The following is a 23,714-nucleotide window of genomic DNA, read 5'->3' as shown; positions in this document are numbered from 1 at the left end:
CATGATAGACAGCCAGGTGTTTGAACAACAAAGCCTCGACAATCTGCTGAGCTATTGGCGGCGCCATCGCCGCCTGCCGGGCGCGCGCTATCCGGCCGGGCCGACCGACAGCCTGTGTGACGTGCCGGGCGTCAGCGTCGGGCATCACACCTTGGCCGACGGCGAATGCCAGACCGGCGTCACCGCCATCGTGCCGCCGGGCGATCTGTTCAACCAACCGTTGCCGTGCGGCAGCGCGGTGCTCAACGGCTTCGCCAAGCCGCTGGGGTTGGTGCAATTGAATGAGCTGGGGGAGTTGCAGACGCCTATTCTGCTGAGCAACACCTTCGCTGTCGGCACGCTGTTCAACGCCATGGTGCGGCGCAGCTGCTTGCGCTACCCGCAGATCGGCCGCGGCAGCGCCACCATTAATCCGCTGGTACTGGAGTGCAACGACGGTTACCTCAACGATATTCAGGCGATGGCGGTGCGTGAGGAGCACGTCTTCAGCGCGCTGGATAACCATTCCACCCGCTTTGCACGCGGCAGCGTCGGCGCCGGGCGCGGCATGAGCAGCTTCGGCCTGAAGGGCGGCATCGGCACCGCCTCGCGCTATTGCCCGGGGCTGGGCACCACGCTTGGCGTGCTGGTGCTGGCCAACTTCGGCACGCTCGACTCGCTGACGCTGAGCGGCGTGCGCGTTGGCCCGGCGCTGGGCAAGCTGTTGGCGGATCCACCGCCGCAGGTGGACGCCGGTTCGGTCATTATCATCATCGCCTGCGATCGGGCGCTGGACAGCCGCCAGCTGAGCCGCATTGCCCGCAGAGCAGGCGCGGGCCTGGGGCGGGTGGGCAGCCATTGGGGGCACGGCTCCGGCGACATTGCGCTGGCGTTCTCCACCCGATTGCTGGGGGCTACGCTGCCGGACGAACGGCTGGAGCCGCTGTTTGCGGCGGCGGCGGACGCCACCGAATACGCGGTGTTGGATGCGTTGCTGAGCGCCGAAGGCGTTAGCGGTTTCCAGCAGCATGCGCGCGCAGCGCTGGGCCCGCTGCTCGATCGGCTGGCGGCGGCAAATTAAATAACGGGAGCCTGATGTGAAGGTCTTTATCTCTGCGGATATCGAAGGTATTGCCGGCGTGATGCGGCCGGAGCAGTGCAACCCGGTCCACGCCGACTATGCGGCGGCGCGCGAGCTGATGGAGCAGGAAGTCAACGCCGCGATCGACGGCGCTTTTGCCGGCGGCGCTACCGAGGTGACGGTGGCCGACAGCCACGCCATGATGCAGAACCTGCGCGCCGATCGCATCGATGCGCGAGCGCGCCTGGTGCAGGGCAAACCGCGCGGGCTGTCGATGGTGGAAGGGCTGCAGCATCAACGCTACGACGGCCTGATGTTTATCGGCTACCACAGCGCCGCCGGCGAACGCGGCGTGCTGGCGCATACCATCAACGGCCGGGCCTTTTATCGCGTCAGCCTGAACGGCGAAGTGGTGGGCGAAAGCGATCTGTATGCGGCGGCGGCGGCCGAATTGAATGTGCCGCTGTGGCTGGTGAGCGGTGACGATGAGCTGCAACGCTGGATTGCTGAACGTTATCCGCAGTCTGGCTATGTGTGCGTGAAGCGTGCCCTCTCGCAAACCGCCGCCGAATCGCTCAGCCCACAGCGGGCGCGGGCGGAGATCCGCGAGCGGGCGATGCAACAGGTGCGCCAGGGCGCCAGACTGCCGGTGGAGCGCCGTTTTATGCCGCCTTACCGGCTGACGCTGATGGCGGCCAAACCGGTGCTGGCGGATCTGTTCAGCCTGGTGCCTGGCGTGGAGCGCCAGGACGCGCTGACCGTGGCCTTCGACAGCGACAACATGGCGGCGCAAATCAACCTGCTCAGCGTCTTCTCCTATCTGGCGACGACGCAGAGTTGACCCCGGTGCGGGTGCCTGCCCGCACCGCACGATTCTCCAATAGAAAAACCCTCTTCAACATTAAGTCTACTGGATAATAGGCTACGCTAATTATTGCTCTGTTGCGCTATATCACCTGACGGGCGCAACAAGCCATTCCCATAACAAGATTTGTTTCGCCGAAGGCAGTGACGCCTTCGGTTTTTTTGGAGTCATGAGCAATGAGCATATCCCAAGTTCCGCTTTCGCGGCGGCGGTTTATCGTCGGCGCCGGGGCGTTGGTGATCGGCGCCTATCTGCCATCCACCGGCGCGCTGGCGCGTTCGGCTGCCCCGATCGCCTCCGGCGCGGCGGCGTTAGACGCCAACGCCTTCGTTCAGATCGGCGCCGACGGCGTCGTCACCGTCATCAGTAAACACACCGAAGTGGGCCAGGGGGTCTATACCGGCATGGCGACGCTGGTCGCCGAAGAGCTCGATGCCGACTGGGCACAGGTACGGGTCGTGGCCGCGCCGGTGGACACCAATGTCTACAAAAACCTGGCCTTCGGATTCCAGGGCACCGGCGGTTCCAGCTCGGTGGCCAATGCCTATGAGCAAATGCGGCGCATGGGCGCCATGGCGCGCGCGCTGTTGGTGCAGGCCGCCGCGCAGAGCTGGAAAACCTCGGCGCAGGAAATCACCGTGCAGGCGGGCAAGATCCGCCATGCCGCCAGCGGGCGCGAAGCGGGCTTCGGCGAATTCGCCGCGCTGGCCGCCACGCTGCCGCCGCCCGATCCCGCTAGCCTGACGCTGAAGGATCCGGCCAATTTCACCCTGATCGGCAAAACGCGCGGTTTGCACCGCGTCGATTCGCTGGCGAAAACCAACGGCAGCGCGCAGTTCTCGCAGGATATCCACGAGCCGGGCATGTTGACCGTCACCATCAAAAAACCGCCGCGTTTCGGCGGCAAGGTGGCGACGTTTGACGCCGAACGCGCGCTGGCGGTACCGGGCGTGGTGGCGGTGAAACAGGTTGCCACCGGCGTGGCGGTTTACGCCAACAATACCTGGGCGGCGATCCAGGGGCGGGACCGGCTGCGGGTCACCTGGGACGACGCGCAGGCGGAGCGACGCAACACCGAGGAAATCTACGCCGAATTCCGTCAGGTGGCGCAGAAAACCGGCGTGGTGGCGAAGAGTCTTGGCAAGCCGGACGAGGTGTTCGACAAGGCCGACAAGGTGATCGAGGCCGAATACACCTTCCCGTACGTCGCGCACGCGCCGATGGAACCGCTGGACGGCTATCTGTTCTGGGACGGCGAGAGCGTCAAGGCGCGCTACGGCTGCCAAATCCAAACGCTCGACCACAAGCAGCTGTGCGATCTGTTCGAGTTGCCGCCGGACAAGGTACAGATTGAAACCATTCTGGCGGGCGGCAGCTTCGGCCGGCGCATCGATTTAGGCAACCCGACGCTGGGGCCGGATCTGGCGGCCGACATGGCGGCGGCGGCCAAGGGCATCGGCCCCGGCCACGGCGTGAAGGTGGTGTGGACGCGCGAGGACGACATCCGCAACGGCTGGTATCGCCCGATGATCCTGCACCGCCTGCGCGGCGCCATTCGGGGCGGCAAGGTGGTGGGCTGGACCGATACCGTGGTCGGTCACTCCTGGACGCGCCACAGCGCGATGGATGCGCTGGTGGTCAATGGCCTCGATCAGATGATGGTCGAGGGCGCCAGCGAGGTCTCATACACCTTCGAAGCCTTCCGCTGCGATGCGCATATCGTGCCCGGCAAGGTGCCGACCACCTCGCTGCGGTCGGTCGCCAGCACCCACACCGGCCACGCGGTGGAGAGCTTTATCGATCAGCTGTTGCAGGAAACCGGCCAGGATCCGGTGGAAGGGCGACTGGCGTTGATGGGCGATGCGCCGCGCGCGGCGGGCGTGCTGCGGGCGGTAGCGAAAGCCGCTGACTGGCAGGGCGCTAAAGTGGTAGACGGACGCGCGCGCGGCGTGGGCGTCGCCAAGGCGTTCGACACCTATGTGGCGCAGGTGGCCGAGGTGTCGATCGGCGAAGGCGGCATCCCGAAAGTGCATAAAGTGTGGTGCGCGGTGGATTGCGGCGTGGCGGTGAACCCCGACGTGATCCGCGCGCAGATCGAGGGCGGCATCGGTTACGGCCTGAGCCTGGCGCTGTACGGCAATATCACGCTGAAAGACGGCGTGGTCGAACAGTCCAACTTCAATAACTTCCGCCCGTTGCGCATCGATGAGATGCCGGAGATCGAGGTGATCATTGTGCCCTCGACCGAGAAACCGACCGGCGTGGGCGAGCTGGGGGTGCCGACCATTGCCCCGGCAGTCGGCAACGCGCTGGCGCTGCTCGGGCGGCCGCGCACCTCGCTGAGCCTGCCGCTGCATAATCCCACTGCGAATCCGGCGTCTGACAAGGAGAGAACCTGATGATTCAATTAACCGTAAACGAGCAGCCGCTGACCTTCGAGGGCGATCCGCACATGCCGCTGCTGTGGTTCTTGCGTGACGAAGCCGGCCTGACCGGCACCAAATTCGGCTGCGGCATCGCCATGTGCGGCGCCTGTACCGTGCATCTGGACGGCGTGCCGGTGCGTTCATGCATGACGCCGGTCTCCGCCGCCGTCGGCAAAAAAATCACCACCATCGAAGCCGTGGGCGCCACGCCGGAAGGCAAGGCGGTGCAGGAAGCCTGGCTTGATCTGGACGTGGTGCAGTGCGGTTACTGCCAGTCCGGCCAGATCATGAGCGCCAGCGCGCTGCTGGCGCAAAGCAAGAACCCGAGCGATGCGGACATCGACGCGGCGATGGGCGGCAACGTTTGCCGTTGCGCCACCTATGTGCGCATTCGCGCCGCCATCCACCAGGCCGCCAAGGCGTTGGGTTAGGGAGAGATGCGATGAGCAATGCCTTGAAAGGGCTGTTATGGCTGATTATCGCCGTGGTGGTGTTGGCGGGAGGATACGCGCTGTATACGCTGCTGCGGCCCACCGGCGCTGAGCCTGCGGCGCCGATCGCCGGGGCGCCGGCCGGCATCACCGACAAACTGGCGCGCGGCGAGTACCTGGCGCGTGCCGCCGACTGCGTGGCGTGCCACACCGCGCCGGGCGGCGCGCCTTATGCAGGCGGCTTCGCCTTCAAGTTGCCGTTCGGCACCATTTACGGCACCAACATCACCGCCGACAAGGAAACCGGCATCGGCAACTGGAGCGACGATCAGTTCGTACGCGCGGTGCGTGAGGGAATCGGCCCACAGGGCAATCTGTATCCGGCGATGCCTTATACCTCGTACACCGAACTGAGCCGCGATGACGTGCTGGCGATCAAGGATTATCTGTTCAGTCTGCCGCCGGTGAAACAGGCCAACCCGCAAAACGAGCTGTCGTTCCCGTTCAACCAGCGTTGGGGCATGAAATTCTGGAACCTGGCGTTCTTCCAGGAGCAGCGTTTCGCGCCGGATCTCAACAAGGATGAACAGTGGAATCGCGGCGCCTATCTGGCGACGGCGCTCGGCCACTGCGGCGAGTGCCATACGCCGCGCAATCTGGGGTTCGGTCTTAACCAGAGCAAGCACCTGAGCGGTGAAGTGGTGCAGGGCTGGTTCGCCGCCAACATCACGCCGGACAAACAGACCGGCATCGGCGGCTGGAGCGACCAGCAGCTGTCGCAATATCTGGCCACCGGCCATGCGCCGGGGCGCAGCAGCGCCGCCGGCCCGATGGCGGAAGCGGTGGAAAACAGCCTGCAGTTCCTGACGCCGGAAGATAATCTGGCGCTGGTGAAATACCTGCGCGACATCGAACCGATTGCCGGCGACAGCGCGGCAGCGGTGAACTTGCAGCCGAAGGGCGCGGGGGCTTCCACCCCGATCCTGCCGGGCGGGCAAGACAGCTCGCTCGGGCGGCGGATGTTCGCCAACGACTGCAGCGGCTGCCACCAGTGGAACGGGCCGGGCCGCCAGAGCGAGTACGCGTCGCTGGTGGGCAGCACGGCGGTGAACGATCCGCAGGGGCGCAGCGTGGTGCAGGCTATCCTGAAGGGGACGAGCATCAGCGTCGGCGAGCGGCATGAGATGATGCCGTCGTTCGGCAGCGCCTATTCCGACGAGGAAGTGGCGGCGGTCGCCAACTTCGTGGTCGGCCATTTTGGCGACAAGCAGGGCAAGGTCACCGCCAAACAGGTGGCGGAGCAGCGCAAGCAGTAAAGAAAGCGGCGAGGGAGTCTCTCCCTCGCCGCAGCGTCAGCGGCTGCGCCGCGACATCACCCGTTTGTCTTTCGGTCTATCCTGCCAGTCCTCAACCTGATTATTGAAGTTGTCCGCCAGCAGGTAAGCCGGGGTTTTCGCCAGCCAGTCGGACAACGAAATATCCTGATAAATGCCGTTGTCCATCACGATCAGTACCTTCAAATCCTCATCGCCGATGTTCTCGATGTAATGGCCGAAGCCCTGCGGCACGTAACCGACGTCTGAAGGGGCGTACTCTTCCGTCTGCGCGTGGCCGTGCGAGCTGAACACCGTCATCCGGCCTTTGCCGGCAATATAGTATTGCCATTCGTTGGCGTTGGGGTGCCAGTGCAATTCCCGGATCGCGCCGGGTTTCACGATCTCGATGATGCCGGTCATGGTGGTGGAAATAGGAAATTCTTTCGACGACACCAAATGGACGCTGCCGGCGTCATTTTCAAAGAACGGCTTTTGCTTCATTAATTCATAGCGGTGGGTCAGCGGGGCATTATTTAATCCGCCGTCGTTTTTCGGCAATGGTAATGTGGGCGGGACGGCGCCGCCGACAATATAAGCTTCACCCTGTTTGGCCTTGGAAAATACCGCCGCCGGCATGTCGACGCTTTTTTCCAATACCTCTTTCGGCATATGCGCCACCCAGTCGGTGATGCTGAAGGTGCCGAATTCGGAGAAATGCCCGTTATCGAATGCCAGAATAAAATGCGCGCCGTCCGCCAGCGCCTGAATGGAATGGCCATAGCCTTTCGGGAAATACCAGACGTCGCCGGGGCCGAAATCCGCCACCTCACATTTTCCCTCGGGATCGAGGATGGTGATGCGCGCATGGCCTTCCAGCATGAATGCCCATTCGGCGGCGATGGCGTGCCAATGCAGTTCGCGCACGCCGCCCGGCTCCAGCGTCATGTCGACGCCCGCCACGCCTTCGGAGATCGGGAATTGCTCGACGGTGGCTTCGCGTGCCCAGCCGTTGGGCAGGCTGCGTTTTTTGCTGTCGGTGAATTTGTATTTATAGAGATGCTGCGCATCGGCAGGCGGCTGATAGCTGCTGGGAGGCACGATATTACGATGGTCGTCGGCAGCGGCATTTTTGGCGATGCCGCCGATCATGCCGGCGGCGGCCGCGCTGACGGCGGAGACTTTCAATATATCACGACGCGATAGCATAGCATTTTCTCCAATATAAACCGTGCGCCTGCAGCAGCAGGCGACGGGGAAGGCGCGATCGCCATTGAAATGATTTTTTGTCATCGGCGGGAATAGGCTGTGACCCTTAAATCCTAGCGGCTGGAATGTATTGCGTAGGCGCTTATTTGTTTGCGTTTGTTACTAAGTGAGTGCAGGTTTAATTAATTGCCCGGAAGTTGAATAGTCATGGATCTGAATTAATCTTCCCCTGTAATTAAATAAACAAAGTGACAATAAAGCGCATTATTTTGGGTTATTTCCTTCCGATTGCGCTATGGGTGTGCGCAAAAAGCGTGCAGCGGCGACATTGCAGTGCATTTACGCTAAATCGTGACGCCTTTCACAACGCTGACGTCTGGCTATTGCCGAGTATTCGCGAGTATGGTGATACTTTTAGCGCGGTCGAGAAGACCGCACACCATTTTTATTGCGGCGTGTTACTGCTAAAGCAGGCAAGACCAAAATAGGAATGCACTTCTCCTTGTGACGAGGCGCATTTCCATTTTGGTCTTTTTTTTTGCATTTTACTGGGGAAAACGATGGACTATCAGAAACTTGGCTTAGAAATATTGGCGCGGGTCGGCGGTAAAGGCAACGTCAGCAAGCTGACGCACTGCGCGACCCGTTTGCGTATGGAATTCAACGACGACGCTAAAGTGGATTCGAAGGCGATCGAAGCCCTGCCGGGCGTTATCAGCGTGGTGGTGCGCGGCGGCCAGTTTCAGATCGTGGTCGGCAATAACGTGCAGCAAACGTTCCGCGTGCTGCAAAAGGAGATTGGCCAGCCGCAAACCGGCGCTCAAAAGCAGCAGCCGAAAGGTGGCGTGGTGTCACGGATTATCAGCGTGATTTCCACGACCTTTACCCCGGTGATCCCGGCCATTACCGGCGCGGGGATGATCAAGGCACTGCTGGCGATCCTCAAGCTGGCCGGGGCGATAGATCCCGCCGGCACGACCTATCGATTGCTGGATACCGTCGCCGATGCGGCGTTTTTCTTCCTGCCGGTGCTGTTGGCTTACGGTGCCGCGATAAAATTCGAGTGCAATCCCATCCTGGCGATGACCCTCGCCGGCGCGTTGCTGCACCCTAATCTGGCTCAGATGCTGGCGGCAGGCACCGCGATTGATTTTCTCGGCATGCCGGTGCGGCTGGCGGATTATGCCGGCTCGGTGTTGCCGATCATTTTTACCGTGTGGCTGATGTCCTATATCGAGCGGTTTGCCGAGAAGGTTTCGCCGACGATGATCAAGTTCTTCACCAAACCGATGATTGTGCTGCTGGTCACCGCGCCGCTGGCATTGGTGGTGGTCGGGCCGTTCGGCATTTTCCTCAATGACATGGTGGCCGCCGGTGCGGCGATCGTCGATGGTAGGGCTAGCTGGCTGATTCCTATGTTGATGGGCGGGCTGCAGCCATTTTTGGTGATCACCGGCACCGCCTGGGCGATGACACCGATCGCCACCGGCCAATTGACCAAGAATGGTTTTGAGATGATTAACGGGCCGGGCATGTTGGCGTCCAATATTGCGCAAGGTGCGGCGACGCTATGTGTGGCATTCCGCACCAAGAACACGAATTTGCGCCAGTTGGCGTCCTCCGCCGGTTTTACCGCGTTGTTGGGGATCACTGAACCCTCGCTGTACGGGGTGACGCTGAAACTGCGCAAGCCGTTGATCGCAGCGATGATCGGCGGTGGCTGCGCCGGCATTTACGCCGGGTTGAGCGGGTTGGTGCGCTATGCCTTCGTTTCTCCTGGCCTGGCTGCTTTGCCGGCGTTTATCGGTGAGAACCCGATGAATATCGTGCATGCGCTGATCACTTGCGCCATTGCCATCGTCGTGACCTTTGCCCTGACCTGGATCCTTGGCTTCGACGATCCGGTCGAGGAGGCGACCGAAGTGACTCAGGTGGCGGCCGACGAGGTATCGCCGGTTTTCAGCCCGCTGACTGGCAAAGCCGTGACGTTGGATCAGGTCAACGATGACGTCTTCTCACAGGGCTTGTTGGGCCAGGGCATGGCGATCATACCGTCGGAAGGGGTGCTGCGTGCGCCGCTGGACGGCGAGATCGTGACTTTCCTGCCGTCAAAACATGCGGTCGGCATCAAGGGGGACAACGGTGCGGAGCTGTTGCTGCATATCGGCATCGACACGGTAAACCTGGGTGGCCAGCACTTTGACTCCGGACTGCAGATTGGCGATCGCGTGAAGGTCGGCGACGAGCTGGTGCGTTTTGACATCGGCGCGATCGCCGCATTGGGCTTCGATCTGACGACGCCGGTATTGATCGTCAACAGCGAAGCGTTTCAGGTTCAGGTGTTACCTAAGCCGCATGGCGTTCATGCCGGTGAGACGATTATGGCGCTGAAGGCCAATAAGGAGCCGGCATGATTTATCAACGCTTGCACGATTTTCCCGCCGAGTTTCTCTGGGGCGCGTCGACTTCCGCCTATCAGGTGGAGGGCGCATGGAATGAAGACGGAAAAAGCCCGTCGATCGTCGATATGCTTGAACATCCCGCAGGCACGGCGGATTTTACGGTGGCCAGCGATCACTATCATCGCTTTCGCGAGGATGTGAAGCTGTTCGCAGAACTGGGGTTAAAGGCCTACCGGTTTTCGGTTGCGTGGACGCGCGTGTTGCCCGATGGCGTCGGCGAAGTCAATGCGCCGGGGCTGGCGTTTTACCGGCAGTTGATCGACGAATTGCTGGCGCACGGCATCGAGCCGGTGGTGACGCTGTATCATTTCGATCTGCCTTATGTGCTGGAGCAGCAGGGCGGCTGGTCCAATCGCGCCACCATCGAGGCTTTTGTCACTTACGCCGGCGTGCTGTTCGACGCCTTCGGCGATCGGGTGAAGTATTGGCTCACCATCAATGAACAGAACACCATGATCCTGCACCCCGGCGCTATCGGCACGCCCAAAGGCGGTGCGTTGCCTGACAAACGGACGCTGTATCAGCAGAGTCATCATATGTTGGTCGCTCAGGCCAAAGTCATGGCATTATGCCATCAGCGCTGTCCCGGCGGGAAAATTGGCCCGGCGATCAATACCACCTCGATGTATCAGGAGACCTGCAATCCGCTGGATGCCATTGCCGCTCATAACTGGGAGACGTTACGCTGTTGGAGTTTTCTCGATGTGGCGGTGCATGGCCGCTACAACGCCCTGGCCTGGCGTTATCTCGAGGATCGGGGGTGGGCGCCGGACAGGAAGCCGGAGGACGCGGCGCTGCTGTTGGCGGCACGACCGGATTATGTGGCGATCAATTACTATTCCACCGCCACGATCGCCGCCAGCCGCGGCGACGGTGCAGACGTGAGCGCACGCGCCGGCGATCAGCAAATCATGCTCGGCGAACCGGGCGTGTATCGTGCGGCGGAAAACCCGTTTGTCGGCAAGACGCGCTACGGATGGGTGATCGATCCGGTTGGCCTGCGCTTAACGCTGCGCAAGACCTTCGAACGCTATCACCTGCCGATACTGATCACGGAGAACGGCATTGGCGCGCCGGATGAATTGCGGGCGGATGAGACCATCGACGACGACTATCGCATTGAATTCATGCGGCAGCATGTCGAACAGATGCGGCTGGCGATCAACGATGGCGTCGAGCTGCTCGGTTACTGCCCGTGGGCGGCGATTGACGTCGTCAGCACGCATCAGGGCTACGCCAAGCGCTATGGATTTATCTACGTGAACCGCGGAGAACGGGATCTTAAGGATCTGCGGCGCATCAAAAAACGCAGTTTTGACTGGTATCGGCAGCTTATCGCCGCCAATGGCAGGTTAGGCAAATAAGCAAGGTGACGGCCGAGACGATGAAAGTCATTAAGGTGCTCAACAACAGTCTGGTGTTAACCGCGGACGACGATAACCGTGAGGTTATCGTCATGGGCAAGGGAATTGGTTTTAACAGCAAAACCGGAGACGAGATCAACCCGGCCGCCATTGAGAAAGTGTATGTGGTGCAGGAGGGGCAAAAGGGGCGCGATTACCTGCGGCTGATTGAAACTGCCCCGACGGAACACATCGAAATTGTGCAGATGATCCTCAGTGAGGCCAACCGCCAACTGAACGGCAACATTAATGAACAGATTTTCTTTACGCTGGTGGATCACGTCAGTTTTGCTATCGAACGTCATCACAAGGGTATCGCCATCCAAAACCGCCTGCTGTTCGAGGTGAAGCGTTTCTACCCGCGAGAGTTTGCGGTGGGGCTGCAAGCCTTGGCCTACATTAACCAGCGGCTGAGTATCCAACTGCCTGAAGAGGAAGCGGGCAATATCGCCTTTCACCTGGTCAACGGCCAGACCGAAGTGCAAAACATGGAGCACACGTTGCTGGCGGTGAAGATGCTGAAAGATATTTTCAATATCATCAAGTATCACTTTCGCCTCAATATCGACACCGATTCGCTGAACTACGCGCGCTTTTTAGTGCATATGCAGTTCTTTATCCAGCGCATGCTCGACGGCAAACAGATGACCTCGAAGGCCGACTTTCTGTTTGCCCAGATGATGGCCGAGTACCCGCATGCCTATCGCGGCGCGCTCTTGATCCGCGATTACGTGAAGAATCTGCTGCAAATGGAGATGTCGAACGATGAGCTGCTGTATTTGATGATCCACCTGACGCGCATCACCGATCAGCCCGAGGCCTGAACCGCCTCGGCGACCAGTTCGCGAAAGCGCTCGACGATCGGCGAGGCCGGGCTGCGGCGCAGCGCCAGGTAAAGCGGGGCGCTGAGCTGCGCTTCTTCGGCGAGGGTGCGGTAGACAATGCCGTCGCCGCCCAGCCGCCGCATCGAGCCGGGCACGATTGACAACCCCAGCCCGGCGCCGACCAGGCTGAGGGTGGCCGGCAGGCGTGGCGCTTCCTGCACGATGCGCGGGCTGAAGCCGGCGCGGTGGCAGGCGGCCAGGATGGCGTCGTACAGCCCCTGGCCGGCCGGGCGGCGATAGAGAATAAACGCCTCGTGGGCCAGTTCGGCCAGCGGCAGCGGCTGCTGCGTTTCTTGCGCCAGCCGGTGGCCCAGCGGCAGGGCGACGATCATCGGCTCGCTGAGCACCGGCTCGACGCTCAGGCCGGGAATGCCGTTGGCCGGCGAACGCACGAAGGCGGCGTCGAGGCGCTGTTCCAGCAACGCCTCCATCAGTTCGCCGCTGCCGGCTTCTTCCAACTGGGTGGTGATACCCGGCAGGATGTCGCGGTAGCGGCGCAGCAGGTTGGGCACGAACGGATGCAGCGCGGCGGAACTGGTGAAACCGATGGCGATGTGGCCCTGCTCGCCGCGGGCGGCGCGCTGTACCGCTTCGCGCAGGCGTTCGGCGCGCGCCAGCAGGGCACGGGCCTCTTCAAACAGCACGCCCCCCGCTTCGGTGACGCGCACGCCGCGCGGCAGGCGCTGCAACAAGGTTACACCCAGTTCGTCTTCCAGCCCCTGCAGCAGGCGGGTCAGCGGCGGCTGTTGGATAAACAGCCGCTCGGCGGCGCGGGTGATGTTGCCTTCTTCCACCACGGTGACGAATGCCCGCAGGCGACGCAGTTCGATCATAGCCATACCTCAAAGGTATTGTTAGTTTCTCCGGAATGCATTAGACATCATGGCACGGCGGCGCGCATGATACCAGACATCAAAACAAGCGATGTGGAACGGCAATGTCATGTCAGATATCAATACGTTAAAACCGCACCCGGCGGCAGCGCCGGGTAATGCGGAGCTGTTTTTGGGCTTTCTGTGGCTGGGGCTGATCGGCTTCGGCGGCGTGCTGCCGATGGCGCGCAGTATGCTGGTGGAGCGCCGGCGCTGGCTGAGCGGCGAACAGTTTACCGAGCTGCTCGGTCTGTGCCAGTTCCTGCCCGGCGGCAATGTGATCAACCTGTCGGTGGCGGTGGGCATGGAGTTTCGCGGGCTGCGCGGCGCGCTGTGCGCCTTGCTGGGCCTCATCAGCGCGCCGACGGCGATCGTGGTGGGGCTGGGCGTGGTGTACGCCCGCTTTCAAAACGATCCGCATGTGCAGCATGTGTTCGCCGGGCTGGCCGCCGCCGCCGCCGGGCTGCTGCTGTCTACCGGGATCAAGATGCTGCTGCCGCTGCGCGGTAAATGGCCGGCTCTGACGATCGTCGCGCTGGCGCTGATCGCCATCGCCTGGCTGCGCCTGCCGCTGCTGCCGACCATGCTGGTGCTGGCGCCGCTGAGCATTCTGCTGATGTGGCGGTGGCCGTCATGAGCGGGGTGTTGATTGCGTTGGCGCTGATCTTCACCGAGCTTTCTTTATTGGCGTTCGGCGGCGGCATGACCATTCTGCCGGAAATGCAGCGGCAGGTGGTTGAGGTGCATCAGTGGATGAGCGCCCAGGAGTTCAGCGCGCTGTTCGCCATGGCGCAGGCCGCGCCGGGGCCGAACATGATGATCGTGCCGCTGGTCGGCTGGCATGTGGCCGGCTGGGCAGGGCTGTTGGTTTCTTCGGTCGCCAAATTCGGGCCGTCCTCCATCGTTACGCTATTGGTGATGGGCGCCTGGCGGCGCTTTAAGGATCGCCCGTGGCGCCGCATCGTGCAGGCCGGGCTGGTGCCGCTGACCGTGGGGTTGGTGGCGGCCAGCGGCCTCTTGATCGCCGAGGCTTCCGCGCCCAGCTGGCGGCTGGCGGCGATCGTGGCGCTGGCGACGGGGTTGAGCATGAGCAAGCGCCTCCATCCGCTGTGGGTGCTGGCGGGCGGCGCGCTGCTCGGCTTGCTGTTTGCCTGAAGGGTTAGCGCGGGATCAGCACAAAGCGCGAAGGGCCGTTGCGGTCGATCAGCTCATAGCGCTTCGGTGCGGTCAGGGCCAGAAACGCCACCATGCTCCCTTCGGCGTCGGTCAGCGTCATGCCGTCCGGCGTCGGCCGCCAGGCGACCGGTAGCGCGTGCAGCGCCAGCGGCTGCAGGCACTGGGCGGAGGCGGTGAAGCGGAAGGCGTTGGTGTTGGCTACCGTTTCGTCGCTCAGCTGCACCTCGCAGACGGCTTTGCCGTCGCCGATGGCGGCGAGCTGCCAGTCGCCCTTCAACGCGGCGGGTTCCAGCAACGGCAGTGAACTGCCCAGGGCACTGCTGCACAATATGCTCATAACGACTCCTGTCAGGCTGGCGCGGCGCAAGGCGCGCATAAGGAAATGGGTTGGCATCGGGTCACTCCTTTCGGCTGTCCGTTCACACTTTAGCACGTACCTATCTTGATGATGAGGGAAGGATTAGGTTTTTTAATCCTCGATTATTCTGATCTGATCGGTGATAAAATACGCAAAAAGACGAATAATTAACCCGTTAATGCGCTCATTTTTCTCATTAATATAGTGAGAATACAAATTGTTATGCGTATCTCCATCTCTATGCCCGGCGCGGTGAAGCCAGGCCGGGTGGGCTCGCGCCAGCGGGGTGAGTCACTATACTGGTCATTCCTAAGCCTTGGCTTAGATTAGAACGACTGATGAATAGTCTTACAAAGCGAGTGGGTTCCTATTGTGTAAAAGGAGAATACAATGCGCAGTCGCCACAACGACATTTTGCAAGATGACGATGAGTTCACCAGCCTGGCCGCCACATCCCCCAACGATCATAACTATCAGTTTTACTATCACCAGCCCGGCAGCCCCTATGACGGATTGGGCTACGGCGCGCTGTTCACGCTGGACAACGCTAATCTGTACAGCAACCAGCGCGGCGGGGCGGCGATTAATAATTTGGGTAAAATCCGCGATAACTTCAGCTTCGATCGCGCCGCCGATCAGTTGACGCGGCCGGGCCTGACGCACAACGGCGACCAGGTGTATCACCAGCCGGTCGCGCTGACCTATTCCTTCCTGACGCAGAGCGCGCTGAACCGCATCGGCCAGACCGGTGACGGCGACAAGGGGCTGCAGCCATTGACCCAGGCGGCGCAGGCTCAGGCGCTGAAATCGATGCAGGCGTGGGCCGACGTGGCGAACGTGACCTTTACCGAGGCGGCGTCCACCGATATCAACCACCGCGCGGACATCACCTTCGCTTACTTCACCCAGCGCGCCGACGGCAGCACCGCCGCCGGCAGCGGCCCGAATGCCATCAACGCGTACGCCTATTACCCGCCGAGTTCCAAATCGGGCAGCGATAACGCCTTTGCGGGCACGGTGTGGTTCAACAAGAACTTTGCCACCCATCAGGCGCCGGTTAGCGGCGACTTCAGCAGCCAGACCTTCACCCACGAGCTGGGGCATGCCCTGGGGCTGGCGCACCCGGGATCTTATGACGCGTCGTTGGGCAACCCGAGCTACCAGAACGACGCGGCTTATTATCAGGATTCGCTGCAATACTCGATCATGAGCTATTTCAACGCCGGTTACACCGGCGCCGACACCAAAGGGGTCTATGGCTATGGCCCGATGGTGGATGACATCGCCGCGATCCAAAAATTGTACGGCGCCAACATGAACACCCGCACCGGCGACACGGTGTACGGCTTCAACTCCAACACCGGGCGCGATTTCCTGACCGCCACGGCGGACAACGGCAAACCGGTCAACTTCGCGGTGTGGGACGCCGGCGGCAACGACACGCTGGACTTCTCCGGCTACAGCCAGCAGCAGATGATCAACCTGAACGACGGCGCGTTCTCCAGCGTCGGCGGCGGTACGCAGAACGTCGCCATCGCGCGCGGGGCGATCATCGAGAACGCCATCGGCGGCAGCGGGCGCGATGTGATCATCGGCAACGATCAGGACAACCTGCTGGCGGGCAACGCCGGCTCCGATATCCTGTACGGCGGTCTGGGGGCGGATCATCTGTGGGGCGGCAAAGACGCCAACAACTTCACCGACTATTTTGTCTATCTCAATGCCAAAGAGTCCACGATGGCGGCGTTCGACGTGATTGAAGACTTCGAGCACGGCATCGACAAAATCGATCTCTCCGGCCTGCGCTTCAACAATAGCCTGAGCGAGCTGCGCTTTATCGACAGCGGCAGCGCCTTCAGCGGCCAGAAGGGCGAGATCCAGCTCAACTTCGACGCCTTCAACGGCACCACCGATCTGCTGATGAACACTCAGAGCAACAGCTACGCCGCCGACTTCAAGATCCATGTGGTCGGGCAGGTCGAGCAGAGCGATATCTTGTTTGCCTGATAAACTGAGCAAATCGTCTCATTATACAAGGGCCTGACGGCCCTTTTTTGGGAGCGTGATCATGAGCGGTTTTTTTTCACAATCAAGATTCGATGTTCGTCTTGAATGGGGAATTCAGGCGGTTGAATTGATGGCGCAGGATGTGGATTGCGTCGTTATCGTCGATGTGATGTCTTTCGCAACCTGTGTGAGCGTTGCATTATCTCGAGGTGCGGTGGTTTACCCTTATCCATGGAAAGATGACAGGGTACAGCAGTATGCCGAAACATTCGGGGCGGTAGTTGCCAATGCCAACCGACGCTTCGCCGGAGAAGGCTACTCTCTTTCACCTGCTTCACTGGCCGCGTTGAATCCGGGCACAAAATTAGTGCTGCCATCACCTAATGGCTCTGCACTGGCGTTTAAGGCTCGTGAGTCAGGAGCCGTGGTGTACGCCGGCTGTTTGAGAAATCTGACGGCGACGGCGGATGCTTGCAACGGGTACAAAAAAATATTGATCGTTGCTGGGGGCGAGAAGTGGCCGGACGGCAGTTTGCGTCCGGCGCTAGAGGACTGGGTGGTTGCAGGCGGCATAGCCTCTCTGTTCTCGGGGAAAACACTGTCCCCAGAAGCCTTGGCGGCCGCAGCTTGCTATCGAACGCTACCAATTAACATATTGTTCGAGTGCAGTTCTGCCCGGGAGCTGATAGAACGCGGCTTTGCCAAAGACGTTGAGCTTTGTCTGACACTTGACGCCGAGAAGGATGCCAGCCGGTTGCAAGACAACTACTTCATTTACACTGACCCGGCCGCCGCCGCGCTTTCCGCTACGAAAGAACCGGTCGTCACCTCGCCGGCGCGGCGGTAGTGGGCCACGATCACGCCGCCGGGCGAGACCACCGAGTGGGTCAGCGTGAAGGCCGCCGGCGCCGCGTTGTCATCGAACAGCCGCTTGCCGCCACCGAGCAACACCGGGTAGGTGAGCAGACGCAGTTCGTCCACCAGGTCGTTGGCCAGCAGCTGTTGCATCAGCGTGCTGCTGCCCTGCACCAGCAGCACCGGCCCCTGGGTGCGCTTCAGCTCGCGCAGCCGGGCGAGGATGTCTCGCCCCAGCCACTGGCTGTTCTCCCACGCCAGCGTCTCGCCGTGGTGGGTGGCGACGTACTTGGTGGCCTGATTGAACACGCGGGCGATGTCGGCGGAAAACGGGTCGGCCTCGTCGGTGATATGCGGCCAGTAGCCGGCGAAGATATCGTAGGTGCGCCGCCCGAGCAGCAGATCGAAAGGCGCAGAGAAAAGATCGCTCATCGTTTCCGCGACGGCGTCATCCCAGTAGGCCGCGGTCCAGCCGCCGAAGCGAAAGCCGCCGCTGCGGTCTTCGTCCGGCCCGCCGGGCGCCTGCATCACGCCGTCGAGGCTGACGAACGCGCTGGCAATAATCTGTCGCATGGCTGTCTCCTGCAATTGAGTGCCAGCTGAAAGTTTAGCCGCCGTGCGGCGGCCGCGCCAACCGGCCGCTCAGGGTTGCAGCGCCTTGAGCAACGCCTGATGGAAACGCTCCGGTTCCTCCATTTGCGGCGCATGGCCCAGCCCGGCGAACTCGATCAGCGTGGCGTGCGGGATCAGCTTCGCCGCCTGTTTGCCCAGCACCGCGTAATGCCCGATTTTGGCCTTGACTGCCGGCGGGGCGATATCGCTGCCGATGGCGGTGGTGTCGGCGGTGCCGATCATCAGCGTGGTGGGGGTCTGCAGATCCTTGAACTCGTAGTACACCGGCTGGGTGAAGATCATGTCGTAGATCAGCGCCGAGTTCCACGCCACCAGACGGTGGCCCGGCCCGTTGTTCAGCCCGGCCAGCATATCCACCCAGCGATCGTACTCCGGCTTCCAGCGGCCGCCGTAGTAGGTGTGCTGCTCATAATTGCGGATGCCCTCGGCGGTGGTGTTCAGCTCGCGCGCGAACCATTGATCGACGCTCCGCCACGGCACGCCTTTCGCCTTCCAGTCCTCGAGGCCGATCGGGTTGACCATCACCAGCTGTTCCACCGCCTGCGGATACATCAGGCTGTAGCGCGTGGCCAGCATGCCGCCGGTGGAGTGGCCGATGACGATGGCCTTGCTGATGTTCAGGTTCTGCAGCAGGCCGTGGGTATTTTGCGCCAGCTGCTGGAAGCTGTACTGGTAATGCGCCGGCTTGGTAGAGGCGCAAAAGCCGATTTGGTCCGGCGCGATCACGCGGTAGCCGGCCTTGCTCAGCGCCTTGATGGTGTCCTGCCAGGTGGCGGCGCAGAAGTTTTTACCGTGCAGCAACAGCGCGGTGCGGCCGTTGGCGGCGCCTTCCGGCGGCACGTCCATATAGCCCATTTTTAACGGCTGCCCCTGCGAGGTGAAGCTGAACTGCTGCAACGGGTAGGGGTAGTGAAAGCCCTGCAGCTCAGGGCCGAACGTCGGCGTTTCGGCGGCGCCGGCGTTGAACGCGGCCAGCGCGGCGCACAGCAGCGTACTACGGGTGAATCTCAGCATCCTGATCTCCTGAAAACGGACGAGAGCCGAGTATAGCCATAATCGGCGCGGCGGCGCGCCAGTGGTTTCAGATAATTCTGTAATATGACGGTTTGATTCCCGGCCAGATTCCGGCCACGCTCTTTTTCACAGTGAACGCGGTCACGCCGCGCAACATTGGCGGCGCCTGATGGTTTTATTTCAAGGCTAAGTTATGCGATGCTTAAGCATTATTTATGCAAAAGGATCCTCGCATGTCCGCTTTATCCCGCTGCGCTTTCAGCGAAGGCAGCGTCGCTTTGCCGGAAGGCTATGCCGATCGCACCGTCAACGTCCTGTTGGCCGGCGATGATGTTTCCCCCTCAGTCAATATTTCCCGCGATGCGCTGCAGCCGGCGGAGAACCTGGAAGGCTACGTCACCCGCCAGCTCGATGCGCTGGCGCAGGGGCTGAAAGGCTGGGCGTTCAAAAGCCGCGAACCGGCGACGCTGGGTGACGGGTTGGCCGCCGGTGAATGGGTGCGCGCCAGCTACCTGCGCGACGGCAAGCGCATCTGGCAAAACCAGGCGGTGTTCGCGCTGGCGGAGGGGCGGGTGCTGGTGTTCACCCTGGCGATGGCGCGCAAGCTGACGCCGCAAGACGACGCGCTGCTGTTGCAGGTGCTGAGCAGCTACCGGGCGGCATAACGATGAACTCTTCACGTAAAAGGACCTTACGATGACCGAAGCGGCCCGCGTCGGCGATATTATCGGGCATTCCCATGCCCTGGCCGGCATGATTGCCGGCACCCTTGTCGGCGGCCTGATCGCCGCCGCAGGCGCGGTGGCGGCGGGTGCGCTGTTCGTCGCCGGCCTGGCGGCTTCCTGTATCGGCGTCGGCGTACTGCTCATCGGCGCCAGCCTGGCGGTGGGATATCTCACCGGGGAGGCGGCCACCGCGGCGCGCGACGGCATTGCCGACGCCGGTGCCGGTAGCCTGACCCCCAAAGGCAATATCGTCACCGGCTCCCCCAACGTTTTCATCAACGGCAAACCCGCCGCGCTCGCCACCAATAGCCAGGTGGCCTGCAGCGACGACGGCCCGAGCATGCAGATGGCGCAGGGCTCAGACAAGGTCAGCATCAACGGCCAGCCCGCCTCGCGCGTGGGGGACAAAACCAACTGCGACGCGCAGGTGATGGAAGGCTCACCCAACGTGTTTATCGGCGGCGGCACCGTCACCACCTTGCCGATCAAGCCCGAAGTGCCGGATTGGCTGTACAAGGTCTCTGACCTGACGCTGCTGTTCGCCGGCCTGGTGGGCGGCGTGGGCGGCGCCGCCGGCAAGTTGGGGGCGCTCGGCAAACTGCTGGGCAAGCTGCCCGGCATCAACAAACTGGCGCGCATCGCCTGCCGTGCCGGCACCCTGATGACCGCGACCGCCGCGGTTGGCATTATCGCCCGGCCGGTGGATATCGTCAGCGGCCAGAAATTCCTCGACGGCGAAGACGATCTCGATTTCGTGCTGCCATCGCGCCTGCCGGTCGCCTGGCAGCGCTATTGGCGCAGCGGCAACCCCGGCGACAGCGTACTGGGCCGCGGCTGGAATCTGTTCTGGGAGAGCAGCCTGCAGCCGTATCAGGACGGCCTGGTGTGGCGCGCGCCTTCCGGCGACTTCGTCGCTTTCCCTATGGTGCCGCGCGGCCACAAAACTTACTGCGAAGCCGAAAAATGCTGGCTGATGCACAACGATGACGGCAGCTGGCAGCTGTTTGACGTCGGCGAACAGATTTTCTACTACCCGCCGCTGGCGGGCGAGCAGCCGAGCCGGCTCAGCATGATCACCGACGCCATCGGCAACGCCACCTCGCTGTTTTACGACGACGAGGGGCTGCTGAGCGAACTGGTGGACAGCGCCGGGCAGCGCCTAATGTGCCGCTATGCGCAGGGCCGCCTGCGCGAAGTGGCGCTGCAAACCGCCGAAGGCGAACGGACGCTGGCGCGCTACGGTTACGATGAGCAGGGCCAACTGACGACGGTGAGCAACCGCGCCGGTGAGGTGACGCGCCGCTTTGGCTGGCGCGACGGCCTGATGATCAGCCACCAGGACGCCGCCGGGCTGCTGAACGAATACCAATGGCAAGAGATCGACGGCGTGCCGCGCGTGACGGCCTACCGCAACAGCGCCGGAGAATCCCTTGAGTTCGGTTACGACTTCGCCGGCGGGCGCCGCAGCGCGGTGCGCGGCGACGGCAAGCGCGCGGAGTGGCGGCTGGATGACGACGACAACGTGGCGCAGTACACCGATTTCGACCAGCGCCGCTACGGTTTTATCTACCAACGCGGCGAGCTGTGCAGCGTGCTGCTGCCCGGCGGCGCGCAGCGCCAGAGCGAATGGGATCCTTATGGCCGCCTGCTGTCGGAGACCGATCCGCTCGGCCGCGTGACGCGCTATCAATATTCGCGCAACAGCGGCCGGCTGTTCGCCGTCGCGTACCCGGATGGCAGCAGCGAGGCGCAGCACTGGGACACGCTGGGGCGCCCGACGCGTTATGTCGATGCGCTGGGCAATGCCACGCTGTACCGCTATCCGGATGACGAAGAGAGCCTGCCGGCCAGTGTGATCGACGCGCTGGGCGGGGAAGTGAAGCTGGAGTGGGACGCCCGCGGCCAGCTGACGCGCTACACCGACTGTTCCGGCAGCGTCACGGCTTATACCTACGATGCGCTGGGGCAACTGACGGCGCAGACCGATGCCGAAGGCCACCAGACGCGCTACCTATGGGATAACGGCGGGCGCCTGCACACCCTGATCCACCCGGACGGCGGCGAAGAGCGTTTTAACTGGAATGCGCACGGCCAGCTGGCCGAACATCAGGACGCGCTGGGCAGCCTGACCCGCTGGCAGTACAACGCCCTGGGGCTGCCGGTCAGCATTACCGACCGCATCAACCGCACCCGGCGCTATCACTACAGCCAGCAGGGCTGGCTGACGCGGCTGGAGAACGGCAACGGCGGCGAATACCGCTTCAGCTACGACGCGGTCGGCCGAGTGCTGGCCGAAGAGCGCCCGGACGACACCCGCCACTATTATCGCTACGGCGCGGCCGGGCTGCTGGAGGAGCACCGCGAGGTCGGCCTGCCGGGCAGCGCGGGTGAGCTGACGCAGCGCGAACAGCGCTTCCGCTTCGACGAGGCCGGGCAGCTGGTCTGGCGCGGCAACGCCAGCGCGGAATGGCATTACCGCTTCGACGCCATGGGACGGCTGCGCGAGCTGAACCGCCTGCCGACGGCGAGCGGCGCGGCGCTGGGCATCGAGCCGGACAGCGTGCAGATGCGCTATGACGCCGCCGGGCGGCTGCTTGGCGAGCAGGGCGTGAACGGCGAGCTGCAATACCAATGGGATGCGCTGGCCAACCTGCAGGCGCTGACGCTGCCGCAGGGCGATCGCCTGCAGTGGCTGTATTACGGCTCCGGCCACGCCAGCGCCATTAAATTCAACCAGCAGGTGGTAAGCGAATTCACCCGCGATCGCCTGCACCGGGAAACCGGCCGCAGCCAGGGCGCGCTGCAGCAGCAGCGGCGTTACGACGCAATGGGCCGCCGCAGCTGGCAGAGCAGCGCCTTCGGCCACGACAAACTGACCCGGCCGGAAGACGGCGTGCTGTGGCGCGCTTATCGCTACACCGGCCGCGGCGAGCTGGCCGGGGTGAGCGACGCGCTGCGCGGCGAAGTGCACTACGGTTACGACGCCGAAGGCCGCCTGCTGCAACACCGCGAACCCAATCAGGGCAAACCGGGCGCGCGGCTGGTGTACGATCTGGCGGATAACCTGCTGGGCGAGCGCAGCCCGCAGAGCGACATCGACGCGCACCTGCCGCTGGCGCCGATCGCCGACAATCGCCTGACGCACTGGCAAAAACTGTTTTACCGTTACGATGCCTGGGGCAACCTGATCAGCCGGCGCAATGGCCTGTACGAACAGCACTACCGCTACGACGCCGACAACCGGCTGGTGCAGGCGCACGGCCGCGGCCCGCAGGGCGAGTTCGACGCGCAGTACCATTACGATGCGCTGGGCCGCCGCAGCCGCAAAGCGGTGCGCTACAAGGGCAAAACCGAACAGACGACCCGTTTCCTGTGGCAGGGCTACCGGTTGCTGCAGGAGCAGCGCGACGACGGCAGCCGCCGCAGCTGGAGCTACGATCCGGCCAGCCCGTGGAGCCCGCTGGCGGCGCTGGAGCAGGCGGGCGACAGCCGCTCGGCGGATATTTACTGGTATCATACCGATCTGAACAGCGCGCCGCTGGAAGTGACCGACGCGGCGGGCAACCTGTGCTGGTCCGGGCAATACGACACCTTCGGCAAGCTGCAGGGCCAGACGGTGGCCGGCGCGGCGAAGCGGCAGGGCGCGCAGTATCAGCAGCCGCTGCGCTACGCCGGGCAATATCAGGACGACGAAAGCGGCCTGCACTACAACCTGTTCCGCTACTACGAACCCGAGGTGGGGCGTTTCACCACGCAGGATCCGATAGGGCTGCGCGGTGGGTTGAACCTTTATCAGTATGCGCCTAACCCGCTGATGTGGGTGGATCCGCTGGGGTTGAGTGGTGAAAGTGTCTTTATACATTATACGGATAAAAGCGGTTTTGAGAGTATAATGAAAACAGGAGTTCTCGAGGCTAATGCCAAGGGGAAGGTTTATATAACAGATATACTTATGTCACCTAACGATGTCATGCGGGACATTCTTATTAATGATCCTAAGCATGTAGGAAGAGGTGATTAT

General features: G+C 62.3%; 19 protein-coding genes. 14 read left to right on the top strand and 5 right to left on the bottom strand.

The window, feature by feature from the left end:
* Position 1 precedes the first annotated feature (1 nt).
* The 5 genes from ACJ8IL_RS06555 (at position 2) to ACJ8IL_RS06535 (ending at position 6,098) form a co-directional block, all read left to right on the top strand.
* Entirely contained in the window at positions 2 to 1,060 is a 1,059-nt protein-coding gene (locus ACJ8IL_RS06555; RefSeq protein WP_197770583.1) for a P1 family peptidase, read from the top strand.
* 16 nt (positions 1,061 to 1,076) lie between these two features.
* Positions 1,077 to 1,901, top strand: coding sequence for a M55 family metallopeptidase (locus ACJ8IL_RS06550; protein ID WP_197770585.1), 825 nt, complete (start codon positions 1,077 to 1,079; stop codon positions 1,899 to 1,901).
* 200 nt (positions 1,902 to 2,101) lie between these two features.
* On the top strand, positions 2,102 to 4,324 hold the full coding sequence (locus tag ACJ8IL_RS06545) for a xanthine dehydrogenase family protein molybdopterin-binding subunit (protein ID WP_049207190.1): 2,223 nt from the start codon (positions 2,102 to 2,104) through the stop codon (positions 4,322 to 4,324).
* The gene (locus tag ACJ8IL_RS06540) at positions 4,324 to 4,782 is read left to right on the top strand and encodes a (2Fe-2S)-binding protein (protein ID WP_025302752.1); all 459 of its coding nucleotides are present in this window, start codon (positions 4,324 to 4,326) and stop codon (positions 4,780 to 4,782) included. The genes ACJ8IL_RS06545 and ACJ8IL_RS06540 overlap by 1 nt, the downstream gene beginning before the upstream one ends.
* An 11-nt stretch (positions 4,783 to 4,793) precedes the next feature.
* Positions 4,794 to 6,098, top strand: coding sequence for a c-type cytochrome (locus ACJ8IL_RS06535; RefSeq protein WP_043143228.1), 1,305 nt, complete (start codon positions 4,794 to 4,796; stop codon positions 6,096 to 6,098).
* 36 nt (positions 6,099 to 6,134) lie between these two features.
* Here ACJ8IL_RS06535 and ACJ8IL_RS06530 read toward each other — a convergent pair whose 3' ends face one another.
* Positions 6,135 to 7,304 carry a cupin domain-containing protein gene (locus tag ACJ8IL_RS06530; protein ID WP_049206103.1) on the bottom strand — a complete coding sequence of 390 codons (1,170 nt, stop codon included), beginning with the start codon at positions 7,302 to 7,304 and terminating at the stop codon, positions 6,135 to 6,137.
* Between the two features lie 560 nt (positions 7,305 to 7,864).
* Here ACJ8IL_RS06530 and ACJ8IL_RS06525 point away from each other — a divergent pair.
* From ACJ8IL_RS06525 to licT, 3 genes are read left to right on the top strand one after another with little or no spacing between them, the layout of a single operon-like run.
* Positions 7,865 to 9,718, top strand: coding sequence for a beta-glucoside-specific PTS transporter subunit IIABC (locus ACJ8IL_RS06525; protein WP_043143225.1), 1,854 nt, complete (start codon positions 7,865 to 7,867; stop codon positions 9,716 to 9,718).
* The gene (locus ACJ8IL_RS06520; protein WP_197827675.1) at positions 9,715 to 11,130 is read left to right on the top strand and encodes a glycoside hydrolase family 1 protein; all 1,416 of its coding nucleotides are present in this window, start codon (positions 9,715 to 9,717) and stop codon (positions 11,128 to 11,130) included. Before ACJ8IL_RS06525 ends, ACJ8IL_RS06520 begins: the two co-directional genes overlap by 4 nt.
* A 20-nt stretch (positions 11,131 to 11,150) precedes the next feature.
* Positions 11,151 to 11,993, top strand: a complete 843-nt coding sequence (gene licT, locus ACJ8IL_RS06515) for a BglG family transcription antiterminator LicT (RefSeq protein WP_060433010.1) — start codon at positions 11,151 to 11,153, stop codon at positions 11,991 to 11,993.
* Here the strand turns inward: licT and ACJ8IL_RS06510 are convergent.
* Positions 11,978 to 12,892 (bottom strand): LysR family transcriptional regulator, encoded by a 915-nt coding sequence (locus ACJ8IL_RS06510; RefSeq protein ID WP_060433011.1) that lies wholly within the window; start codon positions 12,890 to 12,892, stop codon positions 11,978 to 11,980. The genes licT and ACJ8IL_RS06510 overlap by 16 nt on opposite strands.
* Before the next feature lie 103 nt (positions 12,893 to 12,995).
* On the opposite strand from ACJ8IL_RS06510, the gene ACJ8IL_RS06505 reads away from it, so the two are divergent.
* Together ACJ8IL_RS06505 and ACJ8IL_RS06500 are read left to right on the top strand one after the other, a co-directional pair.
* On the top strand, positions 12,996 to 13,562 hold the full coding sequence (locus ACJ8IL_RS06505; protein ID WP_043143217.1) for a chromate transporter: 567 nt from the start codon (positions 12,996 to 12,998) through the stop codon (positions 13,560 to 13,562).
* On the top strand, positions 13,559 to 14,080 hold the full coding sequence (locus ACJ8IL_RS06500) for a chromate transporter (RefSeq protein ID WP_103682005.1): 522 nt from the start codon (positions 13,559 to 13,561) through the stop codon (positions 14,078 to 14,080). The genes ACJ8IL_RS06505 and ACJ8IL_RS06500 overlap by 4 nt, the downstream gene beginning before the upstream one ends.
* 4 nt (positions 14,081 to 14,084) lie before the next feature.
* Here ACJ8IL_RS06500 and ACJ8IL_RS06495 read toward each other — a convergent pair whose 3' ends face one another.
* The gene (locus ACJ8IL_RS06495) at positions 14,085 to 14,438 is read right to left on the bottom strand and encodes a protease inhibitor Inh/omp19 family protein (protein WP_442516430.1); all 354 of its coding nucleotides are present in this window, start codon (positions 14,436 to 14,438) and stop codon (positions 14,085 to 14,087) included.
* Positions 14,439 to 14,849: 411 nt separating this feature from the next.
* On the opposite strand from ACJ8IL_RS06495, the gene ACJ8IL_RS06490 reads away from it, so the two are divergent.
* Entirely contained in the window at positions 14,850 to 16,466 is a 1,617-nt protein-coding gene (locus tag ACJ8IL_RS06490; RefSeq protein ID WP_442516429.1) for a serralysin family metalloprotease, read from the top strand.
* A 61-nt stretch (positions 16,467 to 16,527) separates the two neighbouring features.
* Entirely contained in the window at positions 16,528 to 17,313 is a 786-nt protein-coding gene (locus ACJ8IL_RS06485; protein ID WP_115117046.1) for a 2-phosphosulfolactate phosphatase, read from the top strand.
* Here ACJ8IL_RS06485 and ACJ8IL_RS06480 read toward each other — a convergent pair.
* Both ACJ8IL_RS06480 and ACJ8IL_RS06475 read right to left on the bottom strand, forming a co-directional pair.
* Positions 17,241 to 17,894 (bottom strand): dihydrofolate reductase family protein, encoded by a 654-nt coding sequence (locus ACJ8IL_RS06480; RefSeq protein WP_442516428.1) that lies wholly within the window; start codon positions 17,892 to 17,894, stop codon positions 17,241 to 17,243. The two genes, ACJ8IL_RS06485 and ACJ8IL_RS06480, sit on opposite strands and share 73 nt — an antisense overlap.
* A gap of 69 nt (positions 17,895 to 17,963) precedes the next feature.
* Positions 17,964 to 18,968 (bottom strand): alpha/beta fold hydrolase, encoded by a 1,005-nt coding sequence (locus tag ACJ8IL_RS06475; protein ID WP_442516427.1) that lies wholly within the window; start codon positions 18,966 to 18,968, stop codon positions 17,964 to 17,966.
* A 233-nt stretch (positions 18,969 to 19,201) separates the two neighbouring features.
* On the opposite strand from ACJ8IL_RS06475, the gene ACJ8IL_RS06470 reads away from it, so the two are divergent.
* Together ACJ8IL_RS06470 and ACJ8IL_RS06465 are read left to right on the top strand one after the other, a co-directional pair.
* Complete coding sequence (locus ACJ8IL_RS06470; protein WP_096242224.1) at positions 19,202 to 19,633, top strand: DcrB-related protein; 432 nt, start codon at positions 19,202 to 19,204, stop codon at positions 19,631 to 19,633.
* 31 nt (positions 19,634 to 19,664) lie between these two features.
* A partial coding sequence (locus tag ACJ8IL_RS06465; protein ID WP_442516426.1) for an RHS repeat-associated core domain-containing protein occupies positions 19,665 to 23,714 on the top strand: 4,050 nt, incomplete at its 3' end.

The organism is Serratia sp. CY47444, assembly GCF_052168635.1.
In the GTDB taxonomy this organism is placed as follows: Bacteria; Pseudomonadota; Gammaproteobacteria; order Enterobacterales; family Enterobacteriaceae; genus Serratia; species Serratia bockelmannii.
The sequence above is the reverse complement of the archived record's forward strand: the minus strand, read 5'-3'. Positions and strand labels throughout refer to the sequence as shown.

Excerpts from the sequence above, each read along its gene's own strand:
- ACJ8IL_RS06505 (WP_043143217.1), top strand. The coding sequence starts at position 12,996 with ATGTCAGATATCAATACGTTAAAACCGCACCCGGCGGCAGCGCCGGGT.
- ACJ8IL_RS06525 (WP_043143225.1), top strand. The coding sequence starts at position 7,865 with ATGGACTATCAGAAACTTGGCTTAGAAATATTGGCGCGGGTCGGCGGT.
- ACJ8IL_RS06535 (WP_043143228.1), top strand. The coding sequence starts at position 4,794 with ATGAGCAATGCCTTGAAAGGGCTGTTATGGCTGATTATCGCCGTGGTG.
- ACJ8IL_RS06495 (WP_442516430.1), bottom strand. The coding sequence starts at position 14,438 with ATGAGCATATTGTGCAGCAGTGCCCTGGGCAGTTCACTGCCGTTGCTG.
- ACJ8IL_RS06510 (WP_060433011.1), bottom strand. The coding sequence starts at position 12,892 with ATGGCTATGATCGAACTGCGTCGCCTGCGGGCATTCGTCACCGTGGTG.
- licT (WP_060433010.1), top strand. The coding sequence starts at position 11,151 with ATGAAAGTCATTAAGGTGCTCAACAACAGTCTGGTGTTAACCGCGGAC.
- ACJ8IL_RS06530 (WP_049206103.1), bottom strand. The coding sequence starts at position 7,304 with ATGCTATCGCGTCGTGATATATTGAAAGTCTCCGCCGTCAGCGCGGCC.
- ACJ8IL_RS06500 (WP_103682005.1), top strand. The coding sequence starts at position 13,559 with ATGAGCGGGGTGTTGATTGCGTTGGCGCTGATCTTCACCGAGCTTTCT.
- ACJ8IL_RS06520 (WP_197827675.1), top strand. The coding sequence starts at position 9,715 with ATGATTTATCAACGCTTGCACGATTTTCCCGCCGAGTTTCTCTGGGGC.
- ACJ8IL_RS06485 (WP_115117046.1), top strand. The coding sequence starts at position 16,528 with ATGAGCGGTTTTTTTTCACAATCAAGATTCGATGTTCGTCTTGAATGG.
- ACJ8IL_RS06490 (WP_442516429.1), top strand. The coding sequence starts at position 14,850 with ATGCGCAGTCGCCACAACGACATTTTGCAAGATGACGATGAGTTCACC.
- ACJ8IL_RS06545 (WP_049207190.1), top strand. The coding sequence starts at position 2,102 with ATGAGCATATCCCAAGTTCCGCTTTCGCGGCGGCGGTTTATCGTCGGC.
- ACJ8IL_RS06475 (WP_442516427.1), bottom strand. The coding sequence starts at position 18,968 with ATGCTGAGATTCACCCGTAGTACGCTGCTGTGCGCCGCGCTGGCCGCG.
- ACJ8IL_RS06540 (WP_025302752.1), top strand. The coding sequence starts at position 4,324 with ATGATTCAATTAACCGTAAACGAGCAGCCGCTGACCTTCGAGGGCGAT.
- ACJ8IL_RS06555 (WP_197770583.1), top strand. The coding sequence starts at position 2 with ATGATAGACAGCCAGGTGTTTGAACAACAAAGCCTCGACAATCTGCTG.
- ACJ8IL_RS06470 (WP_096242224.1), top strand. The coding sequence starts at position 19,202 with ATGTCCGCTTTATCCCGCTGCGCTTTCAGCGAAGGCAGCGTCGCTTTG.
- ACJ8IL_RS06480 (WP_442516428.1), bottom strand. The coding sequence starts at position 17,894 with ATGCGACAGATTATTGCCAGCGCGTTCGTCAGCCTCGACGGCGTGATG.